The 16,189-nt window shown below is 68.7% G+C and carries 14 protein-coding genes and 1 tRNA gene; 7 read left to right on the forward strand and 8 right to left on the reverse strand.

Annotated features, from left to right (window positions below; all coding sequences use genetic code 11):
* Window positions 1-103: 103 nt before the first annotated feature.
* From IEW01_RS09650 to truA, 3 genes are all read right to left on the reverse strand, one after another.
* Window positions 104-178, reverse strand: a tRNA-Phe gene (locus IEW01_RS09650).
* Window positions 179-256: 78 nt separating this feature from the next.
* The gene (locus IEW01_RS09655) at window positions 257-439 is read right to left on the reverse strand and encodes a DNA gyrase inhibitor YacG (protein ID WP_188527431.1); all 183 of its coding nucleotides are present in this window, start codon (window positions 437-439) and stop codon (window positions 257-259) included.
* Between the two features lie 111 nt (window positions 440-550).
* A complete protein-coding gene (truA, locus tag IEW01_RS09660) occupies window positions 551-1,321 on the reverse strand; it encodes a tRNA pseudouridine(38-40) synthase TruA (RefSeq protein ID WP_188527432.1) in 771 nt (256 codons plus the stop codon).
* A gap of 159 nt (window positions 1,322-1,480) precedes the next feature.
* Here truA and IEW01_RS09665 point away from each other — a divergent pair, with 159 nt between their 5' ends.
* The 7 genes from IEW01_RS09665 (at window position 1,481) to ileS (ending at window position 12,098) form a co-directional block, all read left to right on the forward strand.
* Complete coding sequence (locus IEW01_RS09665; protein WP_188527433.1) at window positions 1,481-2,899, forward strand: YcjX family GTP-binding protein; 1,419 nt, start codon at window positions 1,481-1,483, stop codon at window positions 2,897-2,899.
* Window positions 2,896-3,372, forward strand: coding sequence for a GNAT family N-acetyltransferase (locus IEW01_RS09670; RefSeq protein ID WP_229738181.1), 477 nt, complete (start codon window positions 2,896-2,898; stop codon window positions 3,370-3,372). Before IEW01_RS09665 ends, IEW01_RS09670 begins: the two co-directional genes overlap by 4 nt.
* Window positions 3,369-4,388, forward strand: coding sequence for a YcjF family protein (locus IEW01_RS09675; RefSeq protein ID WP_188527434.1), 1,020 nt, complete (start codon window positions 3,369-3,371; stop codon window positions 4,386-4,388). Before IEW01_RS09670 ends, IEW01_RS09675 begins: the two co-directional genes overlap by 4 nt.
* A gap of 3 nt (window positions 4,389-4,391) precedes the next feature.
* Complete coding sequence (locus IEW01_RS09680; protein WP_188527435.1) at window positions 4,392-5,705, forward strand: SDR family oxidoreductase; 1,314 nt, start codon at window positions 4,392-4,394, stop codon at window positions 5,703-5,705.
* On the forward strand, window positions 5,705-6,190 hold the full coding sequence (locus IEW01_RS09685; protein WP_188527436.1) for a DUF2269 family protein: 486 nt from the start codon (window positions 5,705-5,707) through the stop codon (window positions 6,188-6,190). Before IEW01_RS09680 ends, IEW01_RS09685 begins: the two co-directional genes overlap by 1 nt.
* Before the next feature lie 73 nt (window positions 6,191-6,263).
* Entirely contained in the window at window positions 6,264-8,951 is a 2,688-nt protein-coding gene (locus IEW01_RS09690; RefSeq protein ID WP_188527437.1) for a DUF2339 domain-containing protein, read from the forward strand.
* A gap of 174 nt (window positions 8,952-9,125) precedes the next feature.
* Entirely contained in the window at window positions 9,126-12,098 is a 2,973-nt protein-coding gene (gene ileS / locus IEW01_RS09695) for an isoleucine--tRNA ligase (RefSeq protein ID WP_188527438.1), read from the forward strand.
* A gap of 18 nt (window positions 12,099-12,116) precedes the next feature.
* On the opposite strand, the gene IEW01_RS09700 is transcribed toward ileS, so the two are convergent.
* The 5 genes from IEW01_RS09700 to fsa form a co-directional block, all read right to left on the reverse strand.
* Complete coding sequence (locus IEW01_RS09700) at window positions 12,117-12,824, reverse strand: CDP-alcohol phosphatidyltransferase family protein (RefSeq protein ID WP_188527439.1); 708 nt, start codon at window positions 12,822-12,824, stop codon at window positions 12,117-12,119.
* Between the two features lie 237 nt (window positions 12,825-13,061).
* Window positions 13,062-13,484 (reverse strand): hypothetical protein, encoded by a 423-nt coding sequence (locus IEW01_RS09705; protein ID WP_188527440.1) that lies wholly within the window; start codon window positions 13,482-13,484, stop codon window positions 13,062-13,064.
* A 101-nt stretch (window positions 13,485-13,585) separates the two neighbouring features.
* Window positions 13,586-14,521 carry a tyrosine recombinase XerC gene (locus IEW01_RS09710; RefSeq protein ID WP_188527441.1) on the reverse strand — a complete coding sequence of 312 codons (936 nt, stop codon included), beginning with the start codon at window positions 14,519-14,521 and terminating at the stop codon, window positions 13,586-13,588.
* A gap of 72 nt (window positions 14,522-14,593) precedes the next feature.
* Window positions 14,594-15,298, reverse strand: coding sequence for a DUF484 family protein (locus tag IEW01_RS09715; RefSeq protein ID WP_188527442.1), 705 nt, complete (start codon window positions 15,296-15,298; stop codon window positions 14,594-14,596).
* A gap of 188 nt (window positions 15,299-15,486) precedes the next feature.
* On the reverse strand, window positions 15,487-16,140 hold the full coding sequence (gene fsa / locus IEW01_RS09720) for a fructose-6-phosphate aldolase (RefSeq protein ID WP_188527443.1): 654 nt from the start codon (window positions 16,138-16,140) through the stop codon (window positions 15,487-15,489).
* Window positions 16,141-16,189: the final 49 nt, after the last annotated feature.

The following is a 16,189-nucleotide window of genomic DNA, read 5'->3' on the forward strand; positions in this document are numbered from 1 at the left end:
GAAGCTATGTACCACGATGTTCAATGCTGAGGCAAAGGGGATATTTTTATCATTATTTATCAGTCCATTGCGGACATATATGTTCAGCCATGTTCTGGGTGAGTGGTGCCCGGGGGCGGAATCGAACCACCGACACGAGGATTTTCAATCCACTGCTCTACCCCTGAGCTACCCGGGCACGGGTGAACGATCTTCGTTCGGGTCGCGGTTTTCTAGTCACGCGGCGGGCTGGTGTCCAGAGGGAATCTGGGAAATCTCAGTCCTGCCGCGGACCGGGCTTTTCGACCTCTTCTCCGGCCTCGTCGGGCGTGGCGGGGATATCGGTCGGCACCGCGTAACCGCCCCGCAGCCATCGGCCGAGGTCGACATCGGCACACCGTCGCGAACAGAAGGGACGATATCTCTCGCTGGTCTCGTTGCGGCAGATCGGGCAGGGCATCTGCTTACCTCATCTCGTCGTTGCACTTCTCCTGTTGCCTGTCCGAAGCAATGCCTGACAGGAAATGCCGCGGCAAGGGCGGGTGTCGTGAGCCGCGGCGCGCCCCCTGGATCAGGCGAACGGGTCGGTGGGGTAGCCGACGCGCTCGAGATAAAGTCCGCCCGGCGGGGAGACCGGGCCGCAGGCGGCGCGGTCGCGCGCCTCGAGCGCGGCGCTCACGTCGTCGGGCGACCATGCCCCGGCTCCGACCCGTTCCAGCGTGCCGACGAAGCTGCGCACCTGGTTGTGCAGGAAGCTGCGGGCGCGGACGTGGAAGCGGTATTCCGTGCCGCCGCCGGGGTAGGGCAGGGCCTCCACGTCGAGCGCATCGAGCGTCTTGACCGGGCTCTCGGCCTGGCATTGAAGCGAGCGGAAGGTGGTAAAATCGTGCCGCCCGATCAGGCGCGCGGCGCCGGCCTGCATCGCGGCGAGGTCGAGCGCGTGGCCCACCCGCCAGGCCTGGCCGCGGTCATGCACCAGCGGTGCGCGGCGGCTTACCAGCCGGAACAGGTAGCGCCGCTCCCGCGCCGAGAACCGGGCATGGAAGTCATCGGCCACCGGCGCGCAGGCCACCACGGCCACCGGCGCGGGTTTGAGGTGGTAGTTCAGCGCCTCCATCAGCCGGAACGGTGCCCAGTCCTTGCCCATGTCGCAATGCGCCACCTGGCCGAGCGCGTGCACGCCCGCATCGGTGCGCCCGGCGGCGGCGATCGCGGGCAGATCGCGCTCCAGCCGGGCCAGCGCAGCCTCGATCGCGCCCTGAACCGAGGGCTGGTCCTTCTGCCGCTGCCACCCGGCGAACGGCCCGCCGTCATATTCGATTTTCAGCGCATAGCGTGGCATGTCCGCCGGGATAGCCCGCCCCAACTCCCCCAGCAAGTCTCCCCTTCATCCTGGCCCAAATACCTCACGGGGGTCCGGGGGTGTGAAACCCCCGGGCTCGCCCGCTGGCGCAGAGCGCGGCGAAGGGTTATCTAGGGCAAAACGCGAGGAGGTTTCCGATTGGGGCTTGGTGATATCGCCGACGGAATCGTGCGCCGGGCAGAGGCGCTGGGCGATGGTGTGCACGAGGCGCTGTTCGAGCCGGTCGTGCGCCTTGGCGTGACCGGCCTCAGCCGCGCGGGCAAGACCGTGTTCATCACTTCGCTGGTGGCCAACCTGCTCGACCGGGGGCGGATGGCGCAGTTCATGCCGCAGGCCGAGGGGCGCATTCTCACCGCCTTCCTGCAGCCCCAACCCGACGATACCGTTCCGCGCTTCGACTACGAGGCGCACCTGGCGGCGATGACCGGCCCCGAGCCGCGCTGGCCCGAGAGCACCCGGGCGGTGAGCGAGCTGCGGCTCAGCCTGCGGGTGCGGCCGGGCGGGCTGCTTTCGGGGCTCAGGAGCCCGCGCACGGTGCACCTCGACATCGTCGACTATCCCGGCGAATGGCTGCTCGATCTCGAACTGCTCGATCGCGACTATGCCACCTGGTCACGCGAGACGCTGGCGCGGATCACCTCGCGCGACATGGCGGCGGAGTTTCTCGCCGCCGCCGACCGGGCCGAGGCTGCCGCCGGGTTCGACGAGGCCGTGGCCAAGGAACTCGCCGCCGCCTTCACGGGCTACCTCCGCGCCGCCCGCGAGGCGGGGTTCTCCGATTGCACGCCGGGCCGGTTCCTGCTGCCGGGCGAGATGGAGGGCAGCCCGGCGCTGACCTTCGCGCCGCTGCCCGGGCCCGATGGCACGCCGCCGCGCAAGAGCCTCTGGCGCGAGATGGAACGGCGGTTCGAGGCCTACAAGGCGCGGGTGGTCAAACCCTTCTTCCGCGATCACTTCGCCCGGATCGACCGTCAGGTGGTCCTGATCGACGTGCTCGGCGCGATCAACGCCGGGCCGGCCGCGCTGGAAGACCTGCGCCGCGCCATGGCCGATACGCTCGCCGCCTTCCGCCCGGGGCGCAACGCCTTCCTGAGCCGGCTCCTGCTCGGCCGGCGGGTGGAGAAGATCCTGTTCGCCGCCACCAAGGCCGATCACCTGCACCATTCCCAGCACCCCCGGCTCACCGCGATCACCGAGGCGCTGATGCGCGAGGCGCGTGACCGGGCCGCCTTCGCCGGGGCCGAGACGGCGGCGATGTCGATCGCCGCGCTGCGCGCGACCACCGAGGAAAGCCGCGAGCACGAGGGCCGCAAGCTCGATCTCGTGCGCGGCACCCTGCTCGACACCGGCGCCTCGGCCGCGTTCTACCCCGGGCGGCTGCCCGATGATCCGATGCGGCTGATCGCGCCCGCCCGCGAGGGCGCCGAGCGTTGGCTCGACGCCGATTACCGGGTGATGCGCTTCGCGCCCTCGGGTGCGGAAGGGCGTCCCGGCGAGGGCCCGCCGCATATCCGGCTCGACCGGGCGGCGGATTTCCTGATCGGGGACCGGCTGTGAACTTCTTCTCCGCAAAACTGCGGCCCGGCTCGCGGGCGATCGTCGAACCGGCCCGGCCCACCGATGCCGAGGCGATCGGGCTGATCCTGTCGGACTGGATCGACGAAACCCCGTGGATGCCGCGCATTCACAAGCGCGAGGACGAACAGGCCTTCGCCCGCGATCTGGTGGCGCGCGGCTGGGTCATCGTGGCGCGCCGCTGCGGCCGGGTTGCGGGCTTTCTCGCGCGCGATGGGGATGACATTCTCGCGCTCTACGTCGCCGCCCATGCGCGCGGGCAGGGTATTGGCAAGGCCCTCGTGGCGCGGGCACAGAAGACCACGCCGCACCTCAGCCTCTGGACCTTCCAGTTCAACGATCCGGCGCGCGCCTTCTACGAGGCGCAAGGTTTCCGCGAGGTCGAGCGCACCGGCGGGGCGGGCAATGACGAGAAACTGCCCGATATCCGCTATGTCTGGGAGAGGCCGCGATGACAAACCGGAAAGACGGCCCCGTGCTGATCGAGATCGACACGCCCACTGGCGAAACCCCCGCCACCGCGCCGCCGGTGCCCGAGCCGGATCCGGGGCTGCCCGAGCCTGCGGCGATGCAGATCGCCGCCCGCCTCGCGGCACGAAAGCCCTCGCGGCTGGCGCGCTGGTTCTGGGCGCTGGCTGTGGCGCTGGTGGGTTTCGTCGCCTCGGTCGCGGCGTGGGATTTCGCCACCGGGCTTCTGGCGCGCAACCCGGCGCTGGGGCTTGCGGCCTCGGTCTTGCTCGCGGCCTTCCTCGTGGTGCTCGTGGTGATCGCGCTGCGCGAAATGGCCGCTTTTGCGCGGCTCAGGCGCGTCGATGCGCTGCACGAGGCGGCCGAGGCCGCCACCGCGCGCGACGATCTCGAAGCCGCGCGCGCCGTGCTGCGCGATCTCAAACGCCTCTACGCCGGACGCGAGGACCTGCGCTGGGGGCTTGCCCGCCTCGACGAGCGCGAAGCGGATATCTTCGATGCCGACGGGCTCATCGCGCTCGCCGAAGCCGAGTTGCTGACCGTGCTCGACGCCACCGCGCGGCGCGAGGTCGAGACCGCCGCGCGGCAGGTGGCGGCCGTCACCGCGCTTGTGCCGCTGGCGCTGGCCGACCTGATCACCGCGCTCACCGCCAACCTCAGGATGATCCGCCGCATTGCCGAAATCTACGGCGGGCGGGCCGGCACGCTTGGGGCCTGGCGGCTGACCCGCGCGGTGCTGACCCATCTCGTCGCGACCGGGGCGGTGGCGGTGGGGGACGACATGATCGGCTCGGTCGCCGGCGGCTCGGTGCTCTCGAAGCTCTCGCGCCGCTTCGGCGAGGGGGTGATCAACGGCGCGCTCACCGCCCGTGTCGGGGTCGCGGCGATGGAAGTCTGCCGCCCGCTGCCCTTTGCCGCGCTCAAGCGCCCCTCGGTCACCTCGATCGTCCAGCGGGCGCTGACCGGGCTGTTTGACAGGTCGGCGGCAAGGCCGGAATCCTGAGCCATGGCCGATAACCAGCCATCGCGGATTCTCGTGCTCGGGGCCTACGGGCTCATCGGTGCCCATGTCGCCCGGACGCTTGCCGCGCGCGGCCACGATGTCGTGGCGCTGGGGCGCGACCGGGCAATGGCGCGCCGGGTGCTGCCCGACCTGCCCTGGGTCTATCACGACCTCAGGCGCATGACCCGGCCCGAGGCCTGGGGGCCGCTCACCCAGAGTGTGGATGTCGTGGTGAATTGCGCGGGCACGTTGCAGGCGTCGCGCGCCGACGACCTGGAGGCGGTGCACCTGCACGCCATCGGTGCCTTGGCGGCGGCCTGCGAGCGGGCGGGCACCGGGCTGGTGCAGATCTCGGCGGTGGGGGCGGAGCCCGATGCGCCGCTTGCCTTCTACCGCACCAAGGCCGGGGGCGACGCGCTGGTGCGCGCGGCGCGCACCGATTGGTGGATCTTCCGCCCCGGCCTTGTCATCGCGCCCACCTCCTACGGAGGCACCACGCTGATCCGCACGCTCGCCGCCGTGCCCTTCCTGCAACCGATCGCGCTGCCAACCGCGCCGGTGCAGACCGTCTCGGTCGACGACGTGGCGCTGGCGGTGGTGCGTACCGTCGAGGGCATCACCCCGCCCGGCACCGAGGCCGATCTCGTCGCGCGCGAGGTGCACCCGGTCGTCGATATCGTCGCCGCCACCCGGCGCTGGCTCGGCTTCAAGCCCGCGCGGCTCACCGTCGGATTGCCAAGGCCGCTGGTGGCGATGGTCGGGCATGTGGCCGATCTCTTCGGCCGCCTCGGCTGGCGCTCGCCATTGCGCAGCACCGCGCTCCGGGCGATCGAGGGCGGCGTGGTGGGTCGGGCCGAAGGCACCCAGCGCGCGCTCGGACGCGACGCGCTCTCGCTCGAACAGACCTACCGGGGCTTCCCCGCCCGGGTGGAAGACCGCCTGTTCGCCCGCGTTCAACTGCTCGTGCCGCTCCTGCTCTTCGCGCTGGCGGTCAGTTGGATCTGGAAGGGCGCAGCGGGGCTGTGGGCCTTCCCGGGGGTCACCGAAACGCTCATCACCCGTGGCATGCCCGAGTTCACCACCCGTCTCGTCGTCGCCGCGCTCTCGACGCTCTCGATCGCGCTGGGGCTTTCGCTCTTCGTGCGGCGGCTGGCGGTGCGCACGCTGGTAATGATGGTGTTCGTGACGATCTTCTACGGTGCCGCGCTGAGCTTCATGGCGCCCGCGATGTGGGCCGATCCCTTCGGCGCCGGGGCGAACCTTCTGCTGATCATTGCCGCCGCGCTCGCCACCCGGGCCATGCTCGAAGCGCGCTGATGCTCTGGGTCGATCTCCTGCGCTGGCTGCACCTGATCGGCGCGGCGGTGCTCCTGGGCACCGGGGCCGGGATCGCCTTCTTCATGGTCATGGCGGTGCGCACGCGGCAGGCGGCGCTCATCGCCCATGTCGCGGGCGTCGTGGTGCTGGCCGACATGGTGTTCACCGCCACCGCCGTGGTGGCCCAGCCGGTCACCGGCATCCTGCTCGCGCTGGCGCTGGGCTGGCCGCTCACCGAGGGCTGGATCGTCGCCGCGCTGGCGCTCTACGTTCTGGTCGGCGCGTTCTGGCTGCCGGTCGTCTGGATCCAGGCGCAATTGCGCGACATCGCCCGCGCCTGCGTTGCCAGCGGTGAACCGCTGCCGGCGCGGTTCGACCGGCTCAACCGCATCTGGTTCGCCTTCGGCTTTCCCGCGTTCCTCTCGGTTCTGGCGATCCTGTGGCTGATGCTCAGCCGGCCTGCGCTCACGCTGCCCTGGGGCTGACGCCGCTGGACGGGGAAGGGGATTTCCGCCAATCTGGCCGGATATGCTCCGGGTGGGGTGGTGGAGTAGGGGTATGGACGCGCTGATCGCTCTCATGGTGCTCGCCGGGCTGGCGCTGCCGGTTCTGCTCATCGTCGTCACGGTGTGGACGGTGGGCCTAGCAAAGCGGGTGCGCGCGCTGGAAACCGCGCTGGAGGCGCTGCGCGGGCAGGCGGGTGTTGCCCCGGAGGCAGCGCCGGGCAGGGACAGCCGACAGGCCACGCCGCGCGAAGCCGCTGCCACGCAGGCCCCCGCCACGAGCGAGGCCGCCGAACCCGAACCTGCCGCCGCAAAGGCCCCGGATCGGCCCGATAGCCCACCGCGCGCGGTGGTGCTGCGCGCCGACAAGGCCCGCGCCCTCCTGACCTGGCTCAAGGCGAACTGGATCTACGCCGTCTCCGCCATCTCGCTCGCGTTCGCGGGGCTCTACTTCGTCGAATACGGCATCGAAACCGGTCTGCTCACCCCGTCGGCGCGGGTCATCGCGGCGCTCGTCTTCGGCGCCGGTCTGGTGCTGGCCGGGGAATACATCCGCCGCCGCTGGGGCGACACGAAAGAGGCCACCACCGCCTACCTGCCCTCGGTCTTCTCCGGCGCCGGGATCGTGACGCTGTTTCTCGCCCTGCTTGCGGCGCTGCACCTCTACGCCCTGATCGGCCCCGGCACCGCGCTCGCCGGGCTCGTCGCGGTGGCGGCGCTGGCCATCGTGCTGGGCTGGTATTCCGGGCCATTGCTGGCCGCCGTCGGCCTCACCGGCGCCTTCGTCGCGCCCTTCCTCGTGGGCGGCGAGAGCGATATCCCGCAAGCCTTCTACGGCTATTTCGCCCTGATCGCGCTCGCCGGCCTCGCGATCGACGCGGTGCGGCGCTGGGCCTGGGTTTCGGTGCTGACGCTGGCGCTGGCCTTTCCCGCCGGGTGGCTGCTGTTTCTCGGCGCGGGCTACCCGGAGTTTTTCGTGGCCTTCCTCGCCGGGCTGGTGGCGGCGAGCATGGCGGTGCCGGTGCTGAGCCTGTCGCCCGCGCATCGCGGCGCGGCCATCGTCGAAGCTTTCGCCAAGGGCCGCCCGCGCGGTTGGCCCGCGTTTCCGACCCGGCTGGTGGCGGCGAGCATGGCGGTGGCCTCCGGCTCGCTGGTGCTCGTCTCGCTCGACAGCGCGGGTGCGTTCTGGATCGCGGCCATCGCGCTCGTCGCGCTGGTTTTCGCCGTGGCGGTCTGGGCCGACCGGGCCGAGGCGCTGGAAGACCTCGCGGCCCTGCCCGCGCTTGGGCTGGTCGCGCTGGCGGCGGCGCAGGCGCTTGATGGCGCACCCGCGTTTCGCGCCTTCCGGGCGACGCTCACCGCCCCCGAGGGCACGCCGGTGCCGCAAGACCCGATCCTCCTCGTGGCGCTCGCCGCCCTCGCCAGCCTCGCCGCCGCATGGCGCGCGCGGCGCGGCGCACGCTGGCCGGTGGCCTGGGCGGCGGGGGCGGCGCTGACCGCTCCGGCGATGCTCGCCGCGCTCGAAACCCTGTGGCGCCCGGCCCAGGTGCTCGGCGCCTACCCCTGGGCGCTCACCGCCACCGCGCTGGCGGCGATGATGACGGCGCTCGCGCTCGCCTTCGCCCGCGTCGACGGCGCAAGCAAGGCCCGCGCGGCGGGCTTCGTGCTGGCCGCCTTCGCCCTCATCGCCTTCGCGCTGAGCCTGATCCTGACGACAACCGCGCTCACGCTGGCCTTCGCCGCGCTCACCCTCGCCGCGGCCACGCTCGACCGGCGCTTCGCCATGCCCGCGCTCGGTGCGGTGGTGCAGGCGGGCGCGGTGCTGATGGGCTGGCGGCTGGTGATCGACCCGGGCCTGCCCTGGGCCGAGCACGCGCCCTATTGGGAACTTGTGCTGGGCTATGGCGGCGCGGTGGGCGCACTGGTGGCGGCGCTGGTGCTTCTGCGCCCGCTGGCCCGGCCCAAGACCGTGATGGTCGCCGAGAGCGCGGCCTGGTCGCTCGCGGCGGTCTTCGCCTCGGTGCTGCTGATGCGGATCATCGAGGATGCGGCGCCGGGCCGCGGCACGGAAACGCACTGGGCCTTCGGCCTCCTTGCCACGATCTGGCTCACGATGGCGGCGGCGCAGCTTTGGCGGATGCAGACCGGCGGGATGATGGCGCGCGTCCGCCGTGTGCTGGCGGCGATCTACGGCCTGATCGGTCTTGTCGCGCTCGCCGTTGCCCTGGGGCCGCTCAATCCGCTGGTCAATGGCGGGGCGAATACCCAAGTGCTCGGCCCGATCGCCCTCAACACGCTTCTGCCCGCCTACCTGCTGCCCGGGGCGGTGCTCGCGCTCATCGCCGCGCGCTTCGCCTTTCTCGGCCTGGGCTTGCGCCGGGTTATCGGCACGGCGGCGTCGGTTCTTGCCGCCGTGTGGCTCTTCCTCGCCATCCGCCACGCCTGGCGTGGCGACGCGATGAATGCCGCGGGCTTCACCGATCCGGAGCTTTATTCCTACACCATCGCGCTGCTCGTCATCGGCGCGGGGCTGCTCTACCAGGCCATCGCGCGCCGCTCGGGGGGCTTGCGCAAGCTCGCCATGGCGGTGATCGCGCTCACCGTCGCCAAGGTGTTCCTTGTCGACGCCTCGGGGCTGGTGGGGCTGCTCAGGGTGGCCTCTTTCCTCGCGCTCGGGCTGGCGCTGGCGGGGTTGGCCTTTCTCAACCGCTGGGCGGCGGGGCGGACCGGCGCCGCGCCCTAGCGGCTTTACGGCCTTCGCTTGCGCGCCTATAACGCGGCCATGATGCTGGCACACGCGATCGTCATTCGAATTACGAGCCCGGCGCTCTGACCACGAGCCGCCGGGTAAAGGCGTATGGACCCCGCGCCGCCCTTCCCCTAGAACTCACGCGACTTTTGCCAAGGAACGCAAGCGATGTGCGCCGATACGCCCGACTACAAAGACACGCTCAACCTTCCCGAAACCGACTTCCCGATGCGCGCTGGCCTGCCCGCCCGCGAGCCGGGCTGGCTCGAGCGCTGGGAGCGGATTGGCATCTATGACCGGTTGCGCGAGAAAGGCGGGCGCGAGCCTTTCATCCTGCACGATGGCCCTCCTTACGCCAACGGCCACCTGCACATCGGCCACGCGCTGAACAAGATCCTGAAAGACATGATCGTGCGCTCGCAGCAGATGATGGGCCGCGATGCGCGCTACGTGCCGGGCTGGGATTGCCACGGCCTGCCGATCGAGTGGAAGATCGAGGAGCAATACCGCGCCAAGGGGCTCGACAAGGACAAGGTCGACATCGTCGATTTCCGCCAGGAATGCCGCAAGTTCGCGGAAGGCTGGATCGACATCCAGCGCGACGAGTTCAAACGCCTCGGGATCACCGGCAAGTGGGACGATCCCTATCTCACGATGGATTACCACGCCGAGGCGGTGATCGCCGAGGAATTCATGAAGTTCCTGATGAACGGCACGCTCTACCAGGGCTCCAAACCGGTGATGTGGTCGCCGGTGGAGAAAACCGCGCTGGCCGAGGCCGAGGTGGAGTATCACGACAAGGAGAGCTTCACGGTCTGGGTGAAGTTCCCGATCTATCCGCAACTCGTAGGGACCGGGAAATCCGATGAAGAAGCTGCGCAGGCGCGGAAAGAAAAAGAATATCTGCTGGATGCGAGTGTGGTAATCTGGACGACGACACCCTGGACCATCCCTTCGAACAAGGCTGTGGTCTATGGCGCGGATATTGCCTACGGCCTCTACGAAGTCACCGACACGCCCGGGGAATGCTGGGCCGCGAAAGGTGACCGCTTCATCCTCGCTGACAAACTGGCAGACGACGTGATGCGCCGCGCCCGGCTGGAAGACGGCATGTGGAAGCGTGTGTCAGACGTGCCCCAAGAGCACCTTTCAGGGATCCTTTTGCAACACCCCTTCGCCCACGCTGAAGGCGCGAACGGGGAATGGGACGACCTGCGCGATTTTCGCGCTGCCGACTTCGTCACCGACGAGGAAGGCACTGGTTTCGTTCATTGCGCACCTTCGCACGGCATGGAGGAATACGAACTTTATCGCGGTCTTGGGATGCTCGATCAGGTCATCACCTACAACGTGACGGATGAAGGCGCTTTCCGCGATGGCCTGCCCTTTTTCGGCGGCAAACGCATCTTGCGCGAGAAAGCCAAAAAGGGAGATTGGGAAGGGGACGCCAATGGCGCGGTGATTGATAAGCTGGTCGAGGTTGGCGGCCTGCTGGCGCGTGGCAAGATCAAGCACTCCTACCCGCACAGCTGGCGCTCCAAGGCACCGGTGATCTACCGCAACACGGCGCAGTGGTTCGTGGCCATCGACCACAAGCTCGACGACGGCATGGGCGCTTACGGCGACACCATCCGCCAGCGTGCGCTCACCTCGATCGACAGCTTGGTGAAATTCACCCCCGACAAGGGCCGCAACCGGCTCTACTCGATGATCGAGGGCCGGCCCGACTGGGTGCTCTCGCGCCAGCGCGCCTGGGGCGTGCCGCTCACCTGCTTCACGAAGAAGGGCGCGCAGCCGACCGATGCGGATTTCCTGCTCCAGAACCCCGAGGTCAACGCCCGCATCACCGCCGCCTTCGAAGAGAACGGCGCGGACGTGTGGTATGAAGAGGGCTTCAAGGCCCGTGTGCTCGACGGCATCGTGAACCCGGAAGACTACGAACAGGTGTTCGACGTGCTCGATGTGTGGTTCGACAGCGGCTCGACCCATGCCTTCGTGCTGCGCGACCGCGAGGACGGCAGCCCCGACGGGATCGCCGATCTCTACCTCGAAGGCACCGACCAGCACCGGGGCTGGTTCCATTCCTCGATGCTGCAGGCCTGCGGCACCAAGGGCCGCGCGCCCTACCGGGGCGTGCTGACCCACGGCTTCACGCTCGACGAGAAGGGCATGAAGATGTCGAAGTCGCTGGGCAACACGATCGTGCCGGAGGAGGTGACGAAGCAATACGGCGCCGACATCCTGCGGCTGTGGGTGGCGCAGACCGATTTCACCAACGATCAGCGCATCGGCCCGGAGATCCTCAAGGGCACCGCCGACAGCTACCGCCGCCTGCGCAACACGCTGCGTTTCATCCTCGGTAACCTCGCGGGCTGGGACGAGGCCGAGCGGCTCGATCCGGCGGAGATGCCGGAACTGGAGCGCTGGGTGCTGCACCGGCTCGCCGAGCTCGACAAGACGGTGCGCGAGGGCTTCGACGCATACGACTTCCAGGGCGCCTTCCAGGCGGTGTTCAACTTCGCCACGGTTGAGCTTTCGTCGTTCTACTTCGACGTGCGCAAGGACGCGCTTTATTGCGATCCGGCCGACGGCACCACCTGCCGCGCCGCGCGCACGGTGCTCGACATCCTGTTTCATCGCCTCACCACCTGGCTCGCGCCGGTGCTGGTGTTCACCATGGAAGAGGTCTGGCTCGAACGCTTCCCGGGCGACGACAGCTCGGTGCACCTCGTCGACATCCCCGAAACGCCCGAGGCCTGGCTCGATCCGCTCCTCGCCGGGAAGTGGGCCGGCATCCGGCGCGCGCGCCGTGTCGTCACCGCCGCGCTCGAACTGCAGCGGCGCGACAAGGTGATCGGGGCCTCGCTCGAGGCCGCCCCCGTGGTGCACGTGCGCGACGCCGATCTCGCCGAGGCGCTCCACTCGGTGGATTTCGCCGATATCTGCATCACCTCCGATATCGTGATCACCGCCGATCCGATGCCGAACGAGGCGTTCCGCCTTCCCGAGATCGAGGGCGTGGGCGTGGTATTCGAGAAGGCCGAGGGCGAGAAGTGCGAACGCTGCTGGAAGATCCTGCCCGATGTCGGGAGCCATGCACACCCGGGCACCTGCGCCCGCTGCAACAGCGCCCTGACCTGAGCGCCGCCGCGCGCCGCCTCACGCTGGCGCGCGGCCGTTCCGGGGCGGGAGCAGTTGCTGCGCGATGCCTGCGAAAAGCAGGTAGACGGAGGTTGCCACCAGCCCCCAATGGGCCCAGCTTTCGGGGTCGAAATCGACCCAGGCCGCCCAGCCGGCAAAGCCCGTCCAGGCCACGGCCACTGGCAGCGAGACCGCGCGCCAACGCCGTGTGCGCACCGGGTGGATGAACTTGAGCGGGGTGAACATCGTCACCGCGAGGGCCACGACGAGCGCGAGGGTGATCCAGAAATCGGGCTTGATCGCGAAGATCACGATCACCATCATGTTCCAGCACCCGGGGAAGCCGGCGAAGGAATTATCCTTCGTTTTCATGCGCGTATCGGCGAAATAAACGACCGACGTGTAGGTGATGACGATGATCGCGATCCAGCCCGTCCAGCCCGGCAGCAGGCCCGACTTGAACAGCGCATAGGCCGGGATGAAGACGTAAGTGAGATAGTCGATGATCAGGTCCATCAGCACGCCGTCGATCTGGCGGGCGTTGGTCTTGACGTCGTAGCGCCGGGCGAGTGGGCCGTCGATGCCGTCGACGACGAAGGCCACCACGAGCCAGACATACATCAACCCCCATTGCTCCTCGACGGCGGCGAGCATCGCCAGCATGGCGAACACTGCGCCGATGGCGGTGAAGAGGTGAACGAACAGGGCTTTGGTCGAAAGTCTCATGCCCGCCTTCATGGCGGAAACATCGCTTTCGTTCAACGCCGTTGAACGACTGGCGCGGGCAAACGCCGGGCCTGAAGGTTTTCGACATGGGCGCGCGGCATGGCGCTTGGCGGGGCTGCAGGAGGACGGGCGCACCAGCGACGGGCGAATCGCCCGGTCGGGCGCCAAGCCCGGCAAACGCGCCTGACCCACCGGGAAAACCGCTTGCCGCCGCGGCTGCGCCCGCCTTCGAAACCCTCAGGTGAGCCGGATCAGGGCGGTGTAGGCGGCGCGGATATGGCTGAAATCCGGCAGGTTTTCAGGTGCCTGCGCGGCGGGCGCGCCGGGCAGGGTAGGCGGGGCGCTGGCGATCCGGTGATGCGCCTGGGCCGCACGTTCGGCGGCGAACGCGGCGAGCGCGATCGCGCTTTCGGGGTTGGCGCGCACGTGGTCGATCGAGGTTTTCACCGCGTCGACCCCGCGGTCGAGACCGTGCACCAAAGCCTGTGCGAAATCCTTCGACGCCTCGATTCGGGCGCGCGGCCCGCTCTCGGCCTGGCGGTGCTCGGCGATCATCGCCTTGCCTTTGTCGACAAGATTGCCGGCGGACTGCAGCGCGGCGCCGATGGCCTTTGCGGGCCGGTGGACATCGGCGAGCGAGTAGGGTGACAGCGAGTTCATGGCTCGTCCTTTCTGGTCAAGCTGGGGCCTTCAAACCGCATCAGGATGACTCGGAAGGATGAACAAACCGTGCAGCGATCTGCACGATTTGGCTCAAATCGTCACGATCGCGCGCGCGGGTGGCTCGCCTCGTAAACCTCCATCAGCCGCGCGGTGTCGACGGCGGTATAGGCTTGGGTCGTCGACAGCGAAGCGTGGCCGAGCAACTCCTGGATCGCGCGCAGATCGCCGCCGGCGTTGAGCAGGTGGGTGGCGAAGCTGTGGCGCATCGCGTGCGGGGTGGCCGTGGCGGGCAGGCCAAGCTGGAGGCGCGCGGTTTCCATCGCCTTCTGCACGATGCGGGGGTTGAGCGCGCCGCCGCGCGCGCCGCGAAACAGCGGGGCGCCGGCCTCGCGCGGATGGGGGCAGAGCGCGAGATAGGCCGCCACCGCGTCGCGCGCCGCGGGCAGAACCGGCACCAGCCGCTCCTTGCCGCCCTTGCCACGGATCCGCAGCACCTCGCCGAGCGGGGCATCGCGCCCGGTGAGCCCGAGAGCTTCGGAAATCCGCAGACCGCAGCCGTAGAGCAGGGTGATCACCGCCGCGTCGCGCGCCCCGATCCAGCCTGTGCGGGCCTGGGTTTCGGCGGTTGCGATCACCTCGCGTGCTGCGTCCTGCGAGACCGGGCGCGGCAGTTTGCGAGTGAACTTCGGGCTGCGGGTGGAGAGCACCGCCGTGGCGTCGAACCCGTCGCGCTCCGAGAGCCAGCGGTAGAAGCCTTTCACCGCCGAGAGTGCGCGCGCCAGCGAGCGGGGGCCGACGCCGCGCCCGCGCTCATGCGCCATCCAGGCGCGCATGTCGCTGAGCCCCACCCGGGCCAGCGCCGCGCGCCCCTGGCCGGCGCCGTGATGCTCTGCCATGAAGGCGAGAAACCCGGCTACGTCGGCGCGGTAAGCCTCGATCGTGTTCTCCGCGGCGCCGTCGAGCGCGCGGATGTGATCGAGCCAGCCGGCAAGGGCATCGCGCGCGCCCGGCGATATGGCGAGTGTGTCAGACATCGAATTTTCGAACATTTTGGCGCGTTGACTGGCGCGATAGCCGGATAGCGTTTTCAGTTTTCCAACAATAACTCACGAAAGCCAGCGGCGCATCGCACGTTCGAAGACGCCGCCGAAGAAGGCCAGCAGATCGGTGCCCTGGCCCGGCTTGAACTGGTGCGGGTCTTCCGCGCCCATCACCAGCAACCCAGGCAGACGGCCCGCGCCGAGGTCGAGCCGGATGCAGGCTTCGGACCGCACCCAGAAACCGCTGTCGCCGTAGATCTGTCCGTCCTGTTCGCGGATCTGGCGCAATGTCACGGGGCGTTCGGTATGGGCCTGCTGGCCGAGATAGGTGGAGATGAAGCCCGGCTCGGCCACCACCAGCACCTTTCCCAGCCGTTTGACCGCGGGGCTCTCTTCGGCCACCGCCGTTTCCAGCACCAGCCGCACGCAATCGACGCGCAGGATCTCGGCCACTTCGCCGCCGAGATCGTTCATGAACACCTCGAAATCCCCTGGGTCGAGCATCCGAAGCACGGCGCGGTGAATGAGGTTCATGCCCGCGAGGTTCTCGTAGGCCGCGGCGATGACGCTGCGGTGGGTTTCCTCCAGCCGGTCGAGCCGGGCCTCGAGCCGCTCCATCGCGATGCCGCGAAGGTCGACGATATTGGCGCCCATGGCGCGCTCGTTCGCGGCCACCAGCGCGCGCATCATGTCGTGATCCTCCAGGATCACCTCGGGCTGGGATATGAGCTGTTCGCGCAATTCGTCGCTGATCGGAGCCTGGCTCGTCATGTCTGTCGCTGCCTCGTATTTTCTTGTTTGCGCCAAGAATAGCAGAGGCGAGATCGGATTTCTGCAACTTTTTTCCGCAGCAACCTGCGTTCAGACGGGGCAAGAGCGAAAAAGTTCTCATTCGGCGCAAGGCGCGGCAAATGAAAACGGGCGCCCGAAGGCGCCCGTCAAAAACCGGCCAGCGGCGCTCAGAGGATCTTCAGCCCGGCCGCCGCCGCGTCTTTCAGGAAGGTGTCGAGCCCCTTGTCGGTGAGCGGGTGGGCCGCCATCGCCTTGATCACCGAGGGCGGGGCTGTCATCACGTCAGCACCGATCAGCGCCGCCGCCTTGGCGTGGTTGACGGTGCGGATCGAAGCGGCGAGGATCTCCGTCTCGAAACCGTAATTGTCGTAGATCTGGCGGATTTCGGATATGAGCTCCATGCCCTCGATGCCGATATCGTCGAGCCGCCCGATGAAGGGCGAGATGAAGCTCGCGCCGGCCTTGGCGGCGAGCAGCGCCTGGGTGGCGGAGAAGCAAAGCGTGACGTTGACCATGTGGCCCTCGCCGGAGAGTACCTTGCAGGCCTTGAGGCCATCGAGCGTAAGCGGCACCTTCACCGCGATGTTCTTGGCGATGTCGGCGAGCTTGCGGCCCTCGGCGATCATCGCGTCGGCCTCCGTCGCCAGCACCTCGGCCGAAACCGGGCCGTCGATGAAGGAGCAGATCTCCTTGGTGACCTCGATGATGTCGCGGCCGGATTTCTTGACCAGCGAAGGGTTGGTCGTCACCCCGTCAACAAGCCCGAGTTCGTCAAGCTCGCGAATGGCGTCGACATCGGCGGTATCGGCAAAGAACTTCATGGCATCCCTCGGTCGTCTGCTGCGGTTTTTCGTCGCCCGCCTCATACAG

It is taken from the genome of Sinisalibacter lacisalsi (assembly GCF_014640115.1).
GTDB lineage: Bacteria > Pseudomonadota > Alphaproteobacteria > Rhodobacterales > Rhodobacteraceae > Sinisalibacter > Sinisalibacter lacisalsi.